Raw genomic sequence first — 16,918 nt, 5'->3', positions numbered from 1 at the left:
ATCCGCCACCAGAGACGACCTGCACCGGTGGGCAGACCGCGACGCGGACGCTTTCCGCGCGGACCACGCCCTGCCGGCCGAGCCGTTCCCCGTTCCCGATCTGGGCCCATACCGCCAGGCTCTGGACGCGGCCGACACACCGGCCGAGTTCAGCACCGTCCTCAACACCCTGCTGGATGCGGTCGCCCCGTTCCTCAACGAGGTCATCGAGTACCTCGCGGCCACCGCCAGGTGGAAAAGCCAACACCGCGGAGCCGAACCCGAGTCACCGCCCTGGCTGCTGCGCGGCGCCGCGAGCAGCATCGCCTCCGCCCTGGCCATGGCGACCGAAGCCGACCTCGCGATACTGCGCGCGCACTACGACCCGCCTCCGGACCTCAACGCGCCCGGGAAGCAGGTCCGCACCGCTCCCGGCACGCCCCCGGCCCCGCCCGGACCACAGCCCCGACCCGACGGGCCACGGCGCTGAATCTCCGGCACATCGACCACCCGCCGCTCCCGTCAGGAACCATGCCCACCCCTCACGACGAACTGTCCGCCTTCGCCACCGCCCTCGCCGACCGTCTCCCCGGGACCTGGAGCAGCGCTTCCCCGCAAGTCGACGACGACAGCTGTTCCCTCATGCGCCGGGTGTGGGACAACGGCCACATCCTGTGGGCCGCCGGGTACACCAGCATGCTCCACATCCTTCTCGACGGGCCCGACCGTCAGCAACTGTGCGTCTTCAAACGGCCCGTGGGACGCGGCGGCGAGTTCCTCGTCACCCCGATGACACCCACCGGTTTCAGAGTCCACCAGGTCGCTCACGTGGAGGAGCCCAACGGCATCGTCGTGCCCGGCGATCCGCTGCGTGCCGCCGTCGACGTCGCCCGCCGTGTCCTGCCCCGCTACCAGGCGGCGATGGAGACGGTGCGCCACAACGCGCGCGTCCAGCCCGAGCCACCGCACCGCAAGCCCGCGCCCGAGCCCGCCCAGACCCTCACGCTGGTCTGGTACCCGGACGGTGTGGTGGGCGCGCCGTACAAGTCGGTGCCGGAGGACGCCCGCGAGGTGCTCTATATCTGCAGCTTCCAGTACCGGCCCAACGAGGCGGCGTTCGCCCTGCCGGCCTCCTACAGCCGTGCCGAGCGCGCCCTGTTCCTCCACGCCGTGGTCCGGCTCCTCACGGCCCGGGACATCGGCGTCAACTTCCGTCACGCCGCGCCCCCCGCTCCACAACCGCCAGGCTGCTCGCCCGTACCGGCGCCCGGCGCCCGTCCGCCGGCGGGCACCGCGTCCGCAGTCCGGCGGTAGCGCGCCGGTGCCTGATGGCGTCGCCAGCGACCTGGACCAGCGGACCCTGCTGCACACCGTGGCCGACCGGCTCAACATCGTCGCCGACCACCTGCCGCTGCCCCACCAGCTGGGCCCGGACCCCGCGGTCGGTGAGGTCCTGGACGATGAAATCCGCAACCTCGCCGGCCTGTTGACCTACCTGGCCGGGGAGAGCGCGATCCACCACCGGGACACCGCCCGGGCCCGGCACCGGCCGCAGGCCGCCGACCGCTTCGCCGCCCTGGCCCTCGCGCGCGCCGCCCGGCCCACCGGTGCCGCCCTCGCCGCCCTCGCCGCGGCCGTCCACGACCTCGGTGTCCTGGCCGACCTCACCCGCCGTGCCGCCGGCCCGCGCCGCACCGCGCCCGTGACGGCCGCCTGCCACTCGCTCGTCGACGACGTCGCCTCGGCCCGTACGCACCTCGCCCACGCGGCGAAGCTCCTGCGGACCGCCGCCGACACCCGCACGACACCGGCCACGACCGCCGTTCCCCCGCCGACGGCCACCACCAGAACATCCCGTACCCGCTGACCGCAGGCATCCGCAGCAGCACATCCACCACCGCCTCCCCGCCCTGCGGGCGTCCACCGTCGCCACGGCGGTCGCCCTCACGGCCGTGGTCGGCACGGACGCCGCCTGCATGAGGAACTTCCGTTGCACATCACCGACTTCACCCACGCTCTCGCCGAACGCCTGCCGGGCTGGCGCCCCTCCTCGCTCTCGGTGCCCATCTCCACCGACCCGGCCGGCGACCGGATCTGGGACCGCGGCCCGCTGCCCTATGCAGCCTTCACCACGGACGGCGTCGAGCGCAGTGTGCTGACGCATCACTGGGGCCTGCAGCTGTACGTCATGCCCCGGCCCCACCACCCGGACGAGTACCTCGTGCTGCCGATGCTGCCCGCCAACACAAGCCACCAGCACGTGACGGGCCTCAAGGCCCCGCGCGGTATCGCCGTCCCCTCCGACCCCGCCCGCGCCGCGGCCCGGCTGCACCGGCGGCTGCTGACCGAGTACCGCCTCGCCTCGGCCACCCCGATCCGGCGCAGCAGCCCCGGTCATCTCAAGGTCCACGTCGCCCTCGACGAGCACCGTCGTCCGCGCATCCGTTCCGGGTATGTCGGCGTCTTCATCGAACTGCTCGCCCGCGGCGGGTTCCTGCTCGACCCCGCGACCGGCGAATGCCATCTCCCGGACTCCCTCACCGACAAGGCGGTCCGGCGCCAGCTGATCATCAGCGTGCACCGTCTGCGCCGACAGGACTTCCACGTCACCATCCCCTCCGCCGACGGCCCGCGCTCCTACCCGCCCCATGCGCCCACCGCACCACGCAGGGGGATGTCCCGATGAGCCTGACCAACGAGGACTTCGTCCGTGCCCGCCTGGCCAACTGGCAGCGCCGCATCCACGAGACCGCCGCCACCCTGGTGCCGCCCCCCGTCGGCGGCACGGAGGTCTTCGTGCCCGTGCTGGACCAGCTGGTCGCCGTGTACAACCTCTCCTCCGGGCTCGTCGCGGACCTGCGCCAGTCCGCCGACAGCCCCCTCGCCAAGACCGGCGTGGGACGCGAGTATCTGGCCCGGCTGGCCGCAGCCCTCGCGCACAGCAACCGTGCGGCCACCCACCTGAGCACGGTCGTGACCGGCCTCGCCGACGCCCACCGGCTCACGCCCCAGCCCGCCACCGCCACCCCGGTCGAAGCCCGGCTGACCGTCACGCTCGGCCACGCCGCCGCGCTGCGCGGCCTCAAGCGGGCGCTTGAGGCAGTGACCAACTCACCCGCCGCGGCGGAGAACACGCCGGGCTCCTCCGCGATGCCCGTCGCCGGGCAACACGGCCGGGCCGCGGACGCCTCTGGCGCCCACCCCGCTCGCCGTCGCCCCTGACGCCCTGCGCCCAACTGATCCCGCCCGTACGCACCTTGGTGTTGCTCTGGCCACCCGTACTCTCATCGCCCGCCCCACTGGTTCCGGCTCCGGCTACGCCGGTATCCACGTGCACCGCGACGGTGTGCCCAGCCACCACCTGCCGCTGCTGCTCGTCGCCTTCCAATGGCGCTTCGCCCGCGATCTGCACGCCATGAAGCACGAGTTCACCGACGACGTTGCCGTCGGGTGGGACGAGCTGGGCACCGATCTCTTCGACGATGTCCCTCCCCCGCTCGTGGCCGCACTCACCGGTGGCGAGCACCGGCCCAGCCGTACGCTCGACCACCTGGTCGCCCCGGACGACTCCCCGCCGGTGCGCATGACGGTCACCGCCGGGACCGCCCACGCGCAGGACATGCAGTGGGGCTACGGACTGCGCGAGCAGGGAATCGAAGTGATCAGCCTCGTCCACCAGGGTAGCGACGCCTTCCCGCCCCCACCGATAGGAAACCTGCCTTGCCCGACGCACCAGCGGAGCCGTTCGTGCCGATCCGGCACACCGTCACCGGTGAGATCACCACCACCAGCTACAACGCCGCCGCCCGGCGGATCCTGCTCCAGTCAGGCTTCGAAGAGACGCCAGTCTGCGCCTGCCGGGCAACGGAACCCGGTACGGAGCGCACCTACGGGCCCGCTCGGCAGCCGGCGAGCTGCTCGTCGCCGGCCATCGGGTGCACCTGGACCCACCCCTCGGGCGGCCGGTGAGCGCCGACGGTGCGCCCCAGCTGGCCCGGTCGCCGATGTCGGCACAGTCCGTGATCCGCTCCAAGAGCGGCAGGCCTCTCCCGTGCATCGCCAGCCTCGCCCGCACCCGTACCTGTTGAAGGGCCTCGTTTTGACCACACCCACAACGCCTACCAGTCCGGCGCGCACGAAGGGCGGTGAGCTGCGGGCCAAGGTGGCCCGGCTGCTGGCCGACCGGCCGGCGGACACGCTCACCATCGGGGACATGGCCAGGCAGCTGGGCCACTCCCACGGCGCCGTCCGCAACGCCGCCCTCACCCTGGTGCGACGCGGCGAGGCCGACCAAAGCGGAAGGGGGCAACCGGAGTTCCGCGCGAACGCGAAGACCGCCGCAGCCGCGCAGACCGCTGTGATCAGCCCACCGGGCACCCACGCTCCCCGCGCCCAGGCAGCCACGGCCCGCACGACCAGTCCCGCAGCAACAACGCCCCGGCGGACCGGCCCGATCCGCCGTGCGGGGGGCCAGGTCTACCACCCCCGGGAGCTGGCCGATCTGCCCGACGTAGAGGCGTTGAACCGGCTGCGCGACGCGGACGTGCCGGTGCTGCTCTACGGCCCTCCGGGCACCGGCAAGACGTCGTTGGTGGAGGCGGCGTTCGAGGACCTGCTCACCGTGGCCGGTGACGGCGACACCACGGTCGGCGACCTGATCGGCGAGTACACGCAGGCCGACAGCGGAGGCTATGTCTTCCAGTACGGTCCGCTGGTCACCGCGATGACCGAGGGCCGCGCCCTGCTGATCGACGATGCCACCTTGATCTCGCCGAAGGTCCTGGCGGCGCTGTATCCCGCGATGGACGGGCGCAGGCAGATCCAGGTCAAGGCCCACAAGGGCGAGACCATCAAGGCCGAGCCGGGCTTCTACGTGGTCGCGGGCCACAATCCCGGCGTCCACGGCGCGGTGTTGACCGAAGCGCTCGCGTCCCGGTTCAGCGTGCAGATCCAGATCGGCACGGACTACGACCTCGCCCTGGCCTTGAGAATCGATGCCCGCGTGGTCCGGGTCGCCCGACACCTCGCCCGCCAAGTCGAACTCGGCGAACTGGGCTGGGCCCCCCAACTGCGAGAGCTGCTCAGCTACCAGAAGACCGAGGCCGTCCTCGGCACCAAAGCCGCACTCGCGAACCTCGTCGGCATCGCCCCGCTGGAGGATCGCGACGCCGTCGCCACCGCCGTCATCAAGACTGCCGGCGTCAAGGACGTCCGCCCCCTCACCCTCGGCAAACAGCTTCCTGCCTCGGCCGTCCGGCAGCCCCCGGGCAGCACCGGCTCCGTGCACCGGGGTCGCTCGCGGTGAGCGCCCACCACCACGTCCAGTCCCCCGCCACCACGCCGGACGACGACGCCGACCTCGCGCGATGGGACGACGACGGCGCCCCGCCCGCGCAACCCCGTTCCTCCCCGCACGTGTGGCTGCGCGTGGGAGCCGAACTCGGCGACCGGCTGGTCGCCCTCTCCGGCCGCCAAGACCTCCTCGTCACCTGCCGCCCCGGCACCCGCAGCGGCGCACCGGCCGCGTTCTTCCCCACTCTGGGCGAGGTCGAGTTCGACGCCGGCCTGTTCGCCCCGCTCAAGCCCCACGAGATCCATCCGCGGATCGTGGGCGACGAGGAGCGCTATCCCGCCGCATGGGGCGTGTTCGTCCACGAGGCCGCGCACGCGGCCCACTCCGTCTGGACGCAGCCGGCCGGAGCGGACCCCCGTGTCGTCGAGTCCGCGCTCCTGCTGGAGGAGAGCCGGGTCGAAGGCGCACACCTGAACCGGCGTCCCACGGACCGCACCTACCTGCGCACCAGTGCCCGAACCCTGGTCATGCCCGACATCGCCCACCCCACCCTCCAGGGCATCGAGCACGCCGCCGCCGTGGCGGCCCTGGTCCTGGGCCGCCGTGACGTCGGCATCCTGGACGCCGGCGAGAGCAGAGCCGTCGCCGATCTGTGCGAAAAGGTGCTGGGCGCCAACCTGCTGGCCACCCTCACCCGCATCTGGACCGCGGCCCACCAGTGCGCCGACCACGACGCCACCACCATGCTCGCGCACGCTCAAGAATGGTGCGACGCACTGGACACCGCGGCCCCCGCCCTGCCCGTGCCAGAGGGTCTCACCGATCTGCTGTCCGGCGCCGTGACGGTCGTCATGGACAGCACGGCAGCCACCGACGCCGCCGACCTCGCGGCACAGGCCGCAGCGGCCAACGCCCTGGCCACCCGGTCAAGGACACAGGCCAACGACCGCACCCAGCAGGCCAGTCGGCGACGCCAGGCCGCCACCACCGCCAAGTCGGTCTTCAACTCCGGCAGCGCCACCGTCACCCCCGACGGCACACCGGCGCCCTACAGCAACCCGGTCACCGGCACCCGCAAGCCCACCGCCGCCGAACAGAGCGCCGCCGCGCGCCTCAGCCGCGCCCTGCGTACCGCCACCTACCGCGAACGGACCGAGGAACAGACCACCAGCCCCACCCCGCCCGGCCGCCTCAACATGCGCCAGGCCCTCGCCCGCGACGCCCAGCGCGCGGCCGGATCGGTCCCCACCGCGGAACCCTTCACCCACACCCGCCGCCGCAACTCCCCCACCCCACCGCTGCGGGTGGGTATCGCCGTCGACGTCTCCGGCTCCATGTATGCCGCCTGCGCGCCCGTCGCGTCCGCCGCCTGGATCGTGGCACGCGCAGCAGCCCTCACCGGCCCCGACTCCCGCACCGCCACCATCGCCTACGACCAGCACCTGACCGCATTGACCCGACCCACCCACCGGGCACCGGAGCGCGTGACGACGTTCAGTGCCAACGGCGGCCGCCACAACCTCGGCGACGCCATCGACGCACTCGACCACGGCCTCGAACTCAGCCGCCCCGGCGCCGGCCGCCTCCTCGTGATCGTCACCGACGCCGTCTACACGAGCGACGAAACCGCTCAAGCAGTCACCCGCGTCAAGCAGCTCACGACCGCCGGCTGCGCCGTACTCCAGCTCACCCTCACCTCACGGTCCCAGCACTTGCCGGGGACCACCTTGCTGCACCTGCCAAAGCCCTCCAGCGCTCCCTCTGCCATCGCCACGGCGGCCACAGACGCCATCCGCAGGACACGCTGAGACGACGCACGACGCACAAGACAGAAAGTAGGAACAACCACGTGGCAATCCCTTTGAAGTGGCCTGTCGAACACATCTGCGGCCACGAGACCGTCCATGATCTGTCGCACCGGCCCGCCGACCGACGGGCCGCCTTCGCGCGCTGGCTCGCGGGACGAGACTGCACCGACTGCTGGAAGGCCAGCCGTGACACCGACTCGGCCTCCAAGGCGGAATGGCTCGCCGCCAAGCGCGCCGCCGAGCAGCAGGCCGCTGCCGAGTGGGCCACTCGTTTCGGCATGCCGCCGCTGGAAGGCCCCGAACGGGCCCTGGGCTGGGGCGAGCGATCCCGTCACGAACTGGTGACCACCGCTCACACCGCCCTGGTCGTCGAAGGCACCTGGGACGAGGCCGACTGGGCTCAGCTGGAGGAGAAAGCCCGCACCGTCACCCTCGCGGGTTGGTGGATCGACCAGCGCAATAGCGACGGCGCCGATCTGGTCGAACTCCTCGATTCCGCCACGGAGCAGGACCTCGGGACCGAGAACCCGTTTCGGTGACCATCACCTAGACGGTTGGGGGCATGTAGTCCCAGACCAGCGACGTTTCGGGACCACCTCCGCGTCCGCCTGCCAGGTCTCGGATAGGCGGGGGCATGGGCCAGGAATCAGCAGCGAGGCAGAACCACCGGCCGCGTCGCCACGTCTACCTCGGCTTGCCGCACGGAGCCGGGGGCCGCTTCAACCCACCATGCTCCGCACCGGAATCCGTCTCCCGTTGAGCATGAGTCGCGCCCTAGAGAGGCAGCACGCCGCGTGGACGGTCTAGGCAGGCTCCAGTGACCCACCACCCGATAGACCTGGCCCCTATCTCAGTCGGACGCCGCCGGTCGGGCATGGCCAACCGAACCCGACGGAAGCGCTCATTCGACCCCCAAGACGCGGCCCCTGACCAGCCGCACCCATCCGGTGATGGGAGATTCACCTTTGCCGCTGAGTCAACCACCAGGTGATCCAACCGCCAGCACCTGTTGTGGTGAACAGTCCCAGGGCGGTGAACAGCCGGACCGGGCGCCTGCTGCTCATGGTGAACGAGCCCAGGCGTACGTACAGCCACGGGACGTTCGGGTCATCGTCCATCGGTCCACGGGGAATCAGTTGCTGACTCACGGCATGCCCTTTCAACGGCCATGACAATGCAGGCGCATACGCCTGGTGGCGTTGCGCTGCGGATAACTTCCGCACAACGTAGCGCAGTTCGCGAACACCTACTTGGCTACTGCTCAACTAACGACAACATCAAGTCCATCACGGAGATTTGGGCAACACCGGCTGCGATGCCGATCAACTTCGTCTGTGACGATTCCATCTCCTCCGCGACCTGCGGTGTGGGAGCGCGTATGTGTAGGAGTTCACAGACCGGTAGCCGTATTCCATGGTGCGCTGAGTCTTCCCGACCCCGCTCAGACCATGGATTGCCTTGTTGCCGGTTCCGGCGGCGCCCACGAAGGCGTACACACCGTGGAGCAGGCCCGCCGACAGCCGCGGATCGTCCCGCCAAAGCGCGTGCGCGATGGCTGAAGCGAGAAGCACTGACCATCTATGGCCACTCATCACCGGAGTGCTCATTACGCAAGTTGCAGAACGCAGGTTGCGTTGGATCACCCCTTGAACTGTCCAGTCCGTGCTCGTGCGAAGGTTCAGCAGGGCGGCGAGAGTTGGCGGATGCTCGGCTCCGAAGCAACGGAGGAGCGTCAAACGACTGACGCATCTGACTTGGTGCAGTTGCGTCAGTGCCTCACCCTGACCCACGGAGCAAACCCCTGCGCTCCAGTGCCGGGACCCCTAACAGGCCCAAGCTGGGATGTCAGGTTGCGTACGTAGCTGCGTACGCAACCGGGTGCGCTCGCACCTGCGATCGCACCTGCGCGCGCACCCTGGCGAATGATCGCCCAGCGACGGGACTCCCAGAAGGTGAGTTGCCCTGGTCTGCAAGGAGGCGGAGAGGAGGCGCACGAAAAGAGCACGAGGGTTGCACGAATCGGCGTCTCCTCCAACGTTTGCCCCTGAGGGGCCGGCTACCCGCGTCGTACGATTGGGTCGTCCGTACGTCACTGACCACTTTCCGAGCGTCGTTGACGCGCAACGATCCGTCTCCGCCTCGGAACATGTTCTGACCGTGGATGCCACGTTCCCGTCAGACTCACCACCAGGTTCACACTTCGCGGCCGTCGGTCGGATTCCGCGCGGGCGCACGTCACCGGGTTGACGAAGAAGTGAGTACGGGCGGCGCGGCTAGCGATACGGTTGCCCCAGTCCGTCGAGAGCAAGGGGAGACCGCGATGGCCAAAGTGGCTAGGTACGAAGTCGTGGCGGGGGGCATCCGTCAGGAAATCCTGGCCGGAACGTATGCCGAGGGCGCGGGCCTGAAGGTGGATGAGCTGGCGGGAAAGTACGGCACCACCAAGGTGACCGTGTCCCGCGCTCTGGCTCTACTGGGGGATGACGGTCTGGTGGCCCCGACCGAAAGTGGCTGGACCGTAACCGAGGGCCCGGTCCCGGTGGAGGATTCCGCCATGGACAGTTCAACTGACCGTGAAACTGCGGAGTCCGAGACCTCGGACGTTGCTGTTGTCACGGATGCAGCGGAGAAACTGGAGGCCCTCGCGCCAGCCAAGGGAGCGAACGGCGCCGAGACGGCCGTCCACACCCCCCAGGTCCTGGAGGGCCGCGTGGTCACGGAGCACGTGGACCCCAACGCCGAGCGGGCCCTCAAACGAAAGGACGTAGCGGAGGCATACCAGGAGGCCAAAGCCCTGGGCCACATGTGGCTGGAGACGGAGGGCCGAGCCACGGACGCCAAGAAGGCGGTTGCGGCCAAGCTGGTGGACCTCCGCCAGATGTTCAAGTTCAAGGGCGATCCCGACTGGAACGGCCAGTCTCCTGAATACCAAGCGCTGGCAGCCCTGCTGTACAAGGACATCGGGGCCAACCCGTCGGCCCAGCGGGCCATTCTCCACCACGTAGAAGACCGCAAGCGGGCCCTGATTCCTTCGGCTCAGTGGAACAAGTTCGGGGTGGAACCCCTGACGCGAGGCGAGCGCGCAGGCCTGGAGAAGAAGGCCGCCAAGGCCCTGACGGCCGTAGACGAGACTGCCACAGCCACAGCCGGGGAGGCCCGCAAAGGCAAGGCCACCGGCCACCAGCTGGTGACGCTCGCCAAGCGCATTGAGGACGGCCTGTCTGTGTTCTCCCTGACGTCCCTCCGGGTCATGACCCCCGCCCAGCGTCGGACGTTCGCCGAACAGCTTAGGGACAGCCGGGACCGCGCGGACGCACTCTTGAACGAGCTGGCGGGCCTGGAAGAGTAACGCCAAGACGCCCCACTCCGGCTCTGACCCTCGTACCGGATACAGAGCACAGGCCGCTTACGTCTCCGGAGCCAAGAAATCCCTGGCGACCACCTAATGACTACCAAGCGCGATGCACTCGTCGTTGAAGGCACCTGGTACTGCTGGGAGTTGGAGACGTCCCGTACTACGACCCGCACGAAATGGCGATCGGATCACGGTGATACAGAAAGCGCCGACCTGCTTCAACTCCGCAAGGTCGTACCCGCGCAGGACCACGAGACGAAAGGCTCATTGCCGAGACCGGCCCGGAACATAGCCGACGATCGCCGGTTGGCCAAACCGGCGTTCCTGCCGACCATTGATCTTCCCACCGCAACTCCGCACCGCGTGGAAGGTCCTGCATGTTCCCGTCTTCCTCGACTCCTCCGGCGACGCCTTCGTTCGCGCCGACGCCCGACCCGTTCACCGGGGCCAGGGACATCACCCACGCCCACTTCCAGGCCGGCGACCAGGTCATCGTTCTCAAAGGCGTGGTGGGCAAGGAGTTGTGGGGCGATGCGCTGCGCATCGTCGCCCCCTCGTGGCACACCCCGACCGACGAGGACGGATGGCGGCTGCGCGACGCCACCGGCGGCGTCCAGACCTACATCACCGCACACCCTCGCTACCTCGTGCACCTCGCGCGCCACTGCCCGGACTGCCTGATCCACCTGCGCGCCATGGAGGACTACCTCTTGCCCAAGCACGCCGGACACAACGCGCTCGTCGACTGCGGCTGGTACACCACTACCGCTCTGGGCCAGCTCGTCCACATCGCTGACACACGGGGCGGCCGGTGAGTGTGCCCGTCCGGGATTCCGGCAGAGCGCTTTCCCTGTTGCGGGCATGCACCCGTGCGACCTGGACCGGCCCAGACACGGTGTGGTCGGAGCGGCCGGCCGAGGACCCACGTGAACTCGGCGTCGGCTGGCGGAGTCGGCCGAGGCAGGTGGCGATGCCGTGTGGGCTGCGCGCGCCCGCGGGTTCGCCCGCGACCTTCACCAACGCTCCCTCATCACTGGAGGCACCCGACGTGATCCCCCGCGTCAACGAACCCACCATCTCTGCGAAAGACCCACTCAGTGAGGCCCTAGGCAGAGCAGTGACACCGAGGGAGGGCCTGACCGAGTACACGGTAGTCGCCTACTGGCTGGCCTTGGACTCCTACACGTCGGACGATGAGCAGGCGACGTGGAACGCCGTCGAGTGGGCCGACCACCTCGACGACCCGGACTTCGAGTACCGATTCGCCGCGCGCCCGCGCGGAGACCGGCATGTGATCGCCCACCTCGATGTCCGCCTCCACCCCGGCGACCGTGAACTCAGTGGCGCGGAGTGGGTCGAGATCGCTCACCGCTTCGCCCGCGCCGCCAGTTTCGAGATCCCGGGCGACGCGAGCGGCTGCCGCTGGATCGCCGTCCAGGCCAAGCCCGGCCGCCTCGACCTGATCGCCAATCTCATCCGCCTCGACGGGGAATGGCAACGTCTGCCCGCCAGTCTCCCGCAACGGCTGGCCGACGAAGCCCGGCGCATCGAGACGGACCTGCACCTCATCGCGCCCACGACGTCCGACGGCCCCGACCACACCCGGCGCCCGCCGACCGCCGAAACCCAACTCGCTTTTCTCCTGGCCCAGTTCGCCGACGAGCAATCGGGACCGCTGGCCACCGTAAGGGAGTTGATCGAGCACTCCGCCCACCGCCTCGCCCGCCAGGCAGGAGGTGCCGGCCCGGACACCGCGCACCGCCTGGAACTGATCGCCGCTCGCCTCCACGGCATCCAGCTGGACCTCGACGCCACGGCCAATCGCCTCCACGCTCAGCCCCGCCCGCGTACGACGATTGCCTCGATGCCGCCCGCAGCCCGGGCATCGGCCCGCCGCACACCGTAGGAGAGACGCTTTTTGCCGTCGAACGACCACTTTCTGACCGTCCACCGTGACCCCCGCTCCACGGAGGTCCTCGCCCGCGGCGGCGACCGTGAGGTCCACAGCGTGCTTCAGCGCGCGGGCTTCGTGCCCGTCGTCCGTCTCCACGAGACCTATCACCGCGCCCCCACCGGCTTGGCCGCGGACACCGAGGACGCTCTCGCCACCGAGGCCGTCGCCCGCCTGCGGGCCGCCGACTACCACGTCGACTGCGACGAGCACTTCGACACCGACCGCCGTCCGCCCCGCTACCTGGTGCTGGGGGCCTCGGTCGCCCACCTCGCCGAGCTACTGGGCCAGGCGACAACCACTCAGGACGCGGCCGGCGCTCTCACCGAACTGGCCGCCCCGTACGACGGGATCCTCGCCGCGATCGAGTAAGTCCTGCATGCCGCAGGCGACTTCCACGCCGGTCTCGGCAGCCGAGCCGACTCATACACCGCCGACCGGCTGCGCCAACTCACCGACGAGCAGCTGCACTTGAAGCGCACCGATCTCATCCACGTCCGCAACAACCTCGCCGACCGGCACGCCCCGCATCCCGGCCTCAGCACCTGCACCCAAGCGGTGTCCGCCGACGAACGCGAACGCTCCGCCGGGTGCGCCTGCCCGCCCCCGCCGCGTACCGCGCCAGCGCCGCAGCCTGCGGTGGCCGCCGGGCCGCACCGCTGACCAACTTTCCCCGCCAAGGACACCATGCCCCTCCACGAAGACCCCGAGCGCCTCGCCTCGTACGCCGATGTCCTCGCCGGCGAACTGCCCGGCGACTGGACCAGCACCTATCATCCGTCCGACGACAAGGACGACCTCGCCGAACTGGCCGACCGTGTCTGGGACTTGGATCTCGTCGCCGCCGCCCTGGCCGAGCAGCCCTTGCGGCAGGCCGCTGTCCTGTCCCGGCCGGACGGCGCCCGGTTCGCCGTCCTTGAGCGGCCGGGCGAACACGAAGGTTTCCTCCTCGCCGCCCTCGCCCCGCACGATCTGCCCGGCGAGGCGTACCGCGGCGTACGCGAACCCAACGGCATCACGCTGGCGGACGACCCGTTCCTGGGGGCCGAGCAGGCCGCCGGTGACCTGATCGCCCGCTACGAGGGCGCACTCGCCCAAGTCCGTCTCAACGCTGCGGCCGACATCCAGCCGTCGCTCCCCGAGCAGGTCGTGATGACCTGGCAGGCCGACGGCAGCCTCGCCGCCGCCCCCGTCGGACCGGTGGCCCGCAACGTGCTGGTCACCCACGGCTTCGTGGCAGACGCCCAGAGCGGTATCCACCGACTCAGCGGCGACGACACCACGGTGCAGGCCCGAGCCGTCCGCGCCACCGGCCTGCAGCTGAACACCCTCGGCATCGCCCTCGCTCTCCAGCACCCCTCGGGCCGGATCGCTCCCGCCACCGCACCGGCGAGCACCTCGCCGGCCCCGACCGCCCCCAGGGTGTCGGCGGCCAGAGCCCGATGAGGGCGAGTGAGCCTGCCTTAGCGGTGCCGGGGGGAGTGCTTCACCATCACCCATCGCTCCCTCACCAGGCTCGTCATCGCCTTTGTCGGCGCCCAAGAAGCAGCGGACATCCTCCACCGACACGGCCTCGTCAACGCCCAGAGCCACCGGGCCAGTTACCACCGGCTCCCCCGCAACCTCCCCGTGGAAGACGAAGGCCGCAGGGCCACTGCCACCGGGCACGCTCTGCTCACCGCAGGACACAACATTCTCCTGGACCTGGTGATGAAGTCCCTCGTCTGCGGACGGCAGACACGAACTCGCCCAGCGCAAGCTCTCCCAACAGGCCGCCGCCCTCGAAGCCCGGATCACCGACGCCCGCGCCAGCCGGACCAGCGGATCACGGACCACCGGCCTTCCGCCGAAGCCCGCCCTGCCCACTACGGCCCCCCGTAGCCGCTGACCCGCCAGGACTCCGCGCGCCACCACCCTCTTCGTTTTCGTCACTTTCCAGGTTCAGGAGCCTTCCGTACCCCGCACGTCCCCTCATTCCCAGCCGCCGCCGATCGCCGCTGGGGCTCGGTCTCGTCTGGCCGTATTCCTCTTCCGCCGCTACCTGCGCGCCTGTATCCCCGTCGGCCGCGATCACACCGTGCCCCTGGCCGGTGCACACCCCGAGAGCCCGCTTACCGAGGCCCGCCGCATCGGCCACCGCCGCCACGACTGAGCACGACATCGCGCCCTGGAGAAGCATGAACACCGCCTCGTATCCGGTCCAGCTGACCGACGAGATCACCCATCAGCTCGCCCTGCTCACCGACCGCCTCACCCAACTACCGCCCACCCAGGCCACGTTCGTCATCGCCCGCATCCTCGATCCGGACGAGGGCGTCCTCGGCGGCATCACCAGCCTCATGATCACCAGCAGCCTGTTCGCCAAGTACCAGGCCGAGCACGGACGGCTTCCGGCCGAGGTCTGGCTCGCTCTGGGACGCGCGGCGAACGAGCTGAACGACATCGGCCTCGACCTCGACGAACACCGTGCCACCCTGCACCACATCAGCCAGCAGCCCCACACCACCGCGGCGAAAGGCCCGGCCCCGGTCCCTCTGATCGTACGGCGGCACCGGTGAAGAAGAAGCAATGGGCCGGCTGGGGCGACGCCGAGCAGCCGCAACAGCACTACCTCGTCACCCCCCGCGCCCTCGCCGGCGGCGGCGACATCCGGCACGTCTCGGAGTATCTGCGCGCCTCGGGCTGGCGGGACCGCTCCAAGAAGGACGGGCCTCTGGCGCTGGAGAGCCCGGACCGTACGGTCCGTGTCTCCTACGACCCGTACATCCAGCCGGGGGGATGGGCCATCCACGGCGCAGCGCGAGACCACCAGGCCGAGTGGTGGGCCACGTTGGGCCGGCAGACCCCGGTGGAGGTGGTCGCCGGCCTGACCGACGCCCTGACCCGGCCTCCCTCCGCCCACGCCCCCGACGTGTGGGCGCCGCTCAAGGAACAGCACTGGCAGCTGCGGCCCGAGGGCCTGCACTACACCGCAACCAGCAGTGACGGATCGGCGTGGATGCATTTCCGCCAGGACACGGCGGGCAACGCGGTGTGGTGGTCCGGCGCCGGCGATCCGCACCGCATCGGCTGGAGCGCCCAGTTCGCCTCCACCACTCCGATGCACCTCGTGGCAGCCTTCGCCGCCGCGCTGGCCAGCCCGGAACAGGTGATGCGGCCCCGCGGACGGATCCCGCACACCGCCACGATCAAGACCACGTCCGTGTCCGTGCTGCCCTCGCAGCTCGCCACCTGGCAGCAGGCCCGGATCACCGCCGCCCGCGCCGCCACCTGGGCCAGCAACGGAAACACCCGTCGGCCGCGGACCGCACCGCCCGGCCGCGTCCCCGCCGGCGGCAGCCGGGCCCGCCGCTGAACCTCCCGCCGGCCCCCAGGAGCCTGGTGCCCCCACTCACCCCTCCCGCCGCGCACACCGTGCGCGCCGTCTCACCGAGTGCCGACGGCGCGCGCGAGAACTCCGAGCGCAGCCTCCTGTGCGCGGACCCGCAGCCGTACGGCCGGAGGTGTCGCCGATGCCGGTGAACGGCCAGCAGATCGCGGCCTTCGCCGACACCCACCTGCGGCGGATCCCCCTCGACGTCAGCCCCCGCCACCTCGCTGGGCCCGGCGACGGACGCCGCGTCACGCACGGACTGGCCGCCGCCGGATGGCAGCGCACCTCCGATGTACTCAGCCCTGAAATCATCCTCAGCAGCCCCGACCACCGCTACAGCCTCCAGTTCGATCCACAGTCCGCCACCTCCACCTGGTGGACGCTGCGGGCCGGGCCCGCCGGCGACGAGCTCGGCTGGCACGCGACGTTCGCTGAACTCGTCCCCGCCGAAGTCCTCGCCGCCATGACCGATGCCTTGCTGGCGGCCCCCCATCCGACCGGGGAGAGCGATCTCTTCCGTACGCTGCGATCGGCGAATTGGCCGACCGATCCGGAGAACACGGCGCATTCTCCCGACGGCATGTGCCACGTCGAGCACCGATTCAACGACGGCCACCTCACCAGGTTCTGGACCGTCGATGTGTACGCGCCAGGACAGGACACGCCTTGGGGCCGGCGTCTGTGGCATGCCTCTTTCACCGGCAGCACACCGCTCCACCTGGTCAACGCGTTCGTCGCGGCGCTCGCCGACCCGGCCCCGCTCCAGCGCGGCATGTTCGACCGCACCGCCAACCACAGCGCCGTGCGACAGCCCAGCCAGCTCACACCGCAGCAGGTCGTCGCAGCTCACACCGGCCGACTCGACGCGATCCGCGCACAGGCGCGCGCCGCACGCCGACAGCACCCCGGCCCCAGGCCGACGGCACTCCCGCCACCGGCTCCCATCGCGGCCCCTCGCCGCTGATCCCGGAAGGACCCAGCCGATCCCCTTCGACCGTTCTGTTCACCGCGACGTCCTGCACCACCTCGATTGTTTCCTCCGCGACAGCGAAAAGATCCACGACGCCTGGGACATCTACTCCGACGAGCACACCGACCTCGACGGCTGGCCCTACGACGACCACGCCTACGGACTGCGCCAGAGCCGGCGCGACGCGGA

The 16,918-nt window shown here is 70.5% G+C and carries 18 protein-coding genes; all 18 read left to right on the top strand.

Translation table 11 applies throughout. The features are described from left to right. Nucleotides 1–319: 319 nt before the first annotated feature. The 18 genes from ACIQPR_RS46090 to ACIQPR_RS46005 all read left to right on the top strand — a co-directional run bounded on the left by ACIQPR_RS46090 (nucleotide 320) and on the right by ACIQPR_RS46005 (nucleotide 16,723). A complete protein-coding gene (locus ACIQPR_RS46090; protein WP_403662734.1) occupies nucleotides 320–469 on the top strand; it encodes a hypothetical protein in 150 nt (49 codons plus the stop codon). Between the two features lie 41 nt (nucleotides 470–510). Beyond that, nucleotides 511–1,293, top strand: coding sequence for a hypothetical protein (locus tag ACIQPR_RS46085; RefSeq protein ID WP_403662731.1), 783 nt, complete (start codon nucleotides 511–513; stop codon nucleotides 1,291–1,293). 7 nt (nucleotides 1,294–1,300) lie between these two features. After that, nucleotides 1,301–1,846 carry a hypothetical protein gene (locus ACIQPR_RS46080; RefSeq protein WP_403662728.1) on the top strand — a complete coding sequence of 182 codons (546 nt, stop codon included), beginning with the start codon at nucleotides 1,301–1,303 and terminating at the stop codon, nucleotides 1,844–1,846. A 123-nt stretch (nucleotides 1,847–1,969) separates the two neighbouring features. After that, nucleotides 1,970–2,665 carry a hypothetical protein gene (locus ACIQPR_RS46075; RefSeq protein WP_403662726.1) on the top strand — a complete coding sequence of 232 codons (696 nt, stop codon included), beginning with the start codon at nucleotides 1,970–1,972 and terminating at the stop codon, nucleotides 2,663–2,665. Then, nucleotides 2,662–3,201: a hypothetical protein gene (locus ACIQPR_RS46070; RefSeq protein ID WP_403662724.1), complete on the top strand. Its 540-nt coding sequence runs from the start codon at nucleotides 2,662–2,664 to the stop codon at nucleotides 3,199–3,201. Before ACIQPR_RS46075 ends, ACIQPR_RS46070 begins: the two co-directional genes overlap by 4 nt. 525 nt (nucleotides 3,202–3,726) lie before the next feature. Then, nucleotides 3,727–3,948: a hypothetical protein gene (locus ACIQPR_RS46065; protein ID WP_403662841.1), complete on the top strand. Its 222-nt coding sequence runs from the start codon at nucleotides 3,727–3,729 to the stop codon at nucleotides 3,946–3,948. A 193-nt stretch (nucleotides 3,949–4,141) separates the two neighbouring features. Next, nucleotides 4,142–5,284 (top strand): AAA family ATPase, encoded by a 1,143-nt coding sequence (locus ACIQPR_RS46060; RefSeq protein WP_403662838.1) that lies wholly within the window; start codon nucleotides 4,142–4,144, stop codon nucleotides 5,282–5,284. Beyond that, nucleotides 5,281–7,080, top strand: a complete 1,800-nt coding sequence (locus ACIQPR_RS46055) for a hypothetical protein (RefSeq protein WP_403662722.1) — start codon at nucleotides 5,281–5,283, stop codon at nucleotides 7,078–7,080. The genes ACIQPR_RS46060 and ACIQPR_RS46055 overlap by 4 nt, the downstream gene beginning before the upstream one ends. A 41-nt stretch (nucleotides 7,081–7,121) precedes the next feature. Further along, on the top strand, nucleotides 7,122–7,619 hold the full coding sequence (locus ACIQPR_RS46050; protein ID WP_403662719.1) for a hypothetical protein: 498 nt from the start codon (nucleotides 7,122–7,124) through the stop codon (nucleotides 7,617–7,619). 1,781 nt (nucleotides 7,620–9,400) lie between these two features. After that, complete coding sequence (locus ACIQPR_RS46045) at nucleotides 9,401–10,429, top strand: GntR family transcriptional regulator (protein ID WP_403662716.1); 1,029 nt, start codon at nucleotides 9,401–9,403, stop codon at nucleotides 10,427–10,429. Between the two features lie 383 nt (nucleotides 10,430–10,812). After that, on the top strand, nucleotides 10,813–11,250 hold the full coding sequence (locus ACIQPR_RS46040; RefSeq protein WP_403662713.1) for a hypothetical protein: 438 nt from the start codon (nucleotides 10,813–10,815) through the stop codon (nucleotides 11,248–11,250). 302 nt (nucleotides 11,251–11,552) lie between these two features. Next, nucleotides 11,553–12,341: a relaxase/mobilization nuclease gene (locus ACIQPR_RS46035; protein WP_403662710.1), complete on the top strand. Its 789-nt coding sequence runs from the start codon at nucleotides 11,553–11,555 to the stop codon at nucleotides 12,339–12,341. A gap of 12 nt (nucleotides 12,342–12,353) precedes the next feature. Beyond that, on the top strand, nucleotides 12,354–12,758 hold the full coding sequence (locus ACIQPR_RS46030; protein WP_403662707.1) for a hypothetical protein: 405 nt from the start codon (nucleotides 12,354–12,356) through the stop codon (nucleotides 12,756–12,758). Between the two features lie 99 nt (nucleotides 12,759–12,857). After that, nucleotides 12,858–13,049, top strand: coding sequence for a hypothetical protein (locus tag ACIQPR_RS46025; protein ID WP_403662704.1), 192 nt, complete (start codon nucleotides 12,858–12,860; stop codon nucleotides 13,047–13,049). A 24-nt stretch (nucleotides 13,050–13,073) separates the two neighbouring features. Continuing rightward, complete coding sequence (locus ACIQPR_RS46020) at nucleotides 13,074–13,832, top strand: hypothetical protein (protein WP_403662698.1); 759 nt, start codon at nucleotides 13,074–13,076, stop codon at nucleotides 13,830–13,832. A gap of 731 nt (nucleotides 13,833–14,563) precedes the next feature. Beyond that, nucleotides 14,564–14,944: a hypothetical protein gene (locus ACIQPR_RS46015; protein WP_403662695.1), complete on the top strand. Its 381-nt coding sequence runs from the start codon at nucleotides 14,564–14,566 to the stop codon at nucleotides 14,942–14,944. Then, nucleotides 14,941–15,741 (top strand): DUF317 domain-containing protein, encoded by an 801-nt coding sequence (locus ACIQPR_RS46010; protein WP_403662692.1) that lies wholly within the window; start codon nucleotides 14,941–14,943, stop codon nucleotides 15,739–15,741. The genes ACIQPR_RS46015 and ACIQPR_RS46010 overlap by 4 nt, the downstream gene beginning before the upstream one ends. Nucleotides 15,742–15,898: 157 nt before the next feature. Beyond that, complete coding sequence (locus ACIQPR_RS46005; RefSeq protein ID WP_403662689.1) at nucleotides 15,899–16,723, top strand: DUF317 domain-containing protein; 825 nt, start codon at nucleotides 15,899–15,901, stop codon at nucleotides 16,721–16,723. Nucleotides 16,724–16,918: the final 195 nt, after the last annotated feature.

The sequence above is a fragment of the Streptomyces sp. NPDC091280 genome (genome assembly GCF_044768565.1).
Taxonomy (GTDB): Bacteria; Actinomycetota; Actinomycetes; order Streptomycetales; family Streptomycetaceae; genus Streptomyces.
Note: the sequence above shows the minus strand (reverse complement) of the source record. Positions and strands in the feature narration are given on the sequence as shown.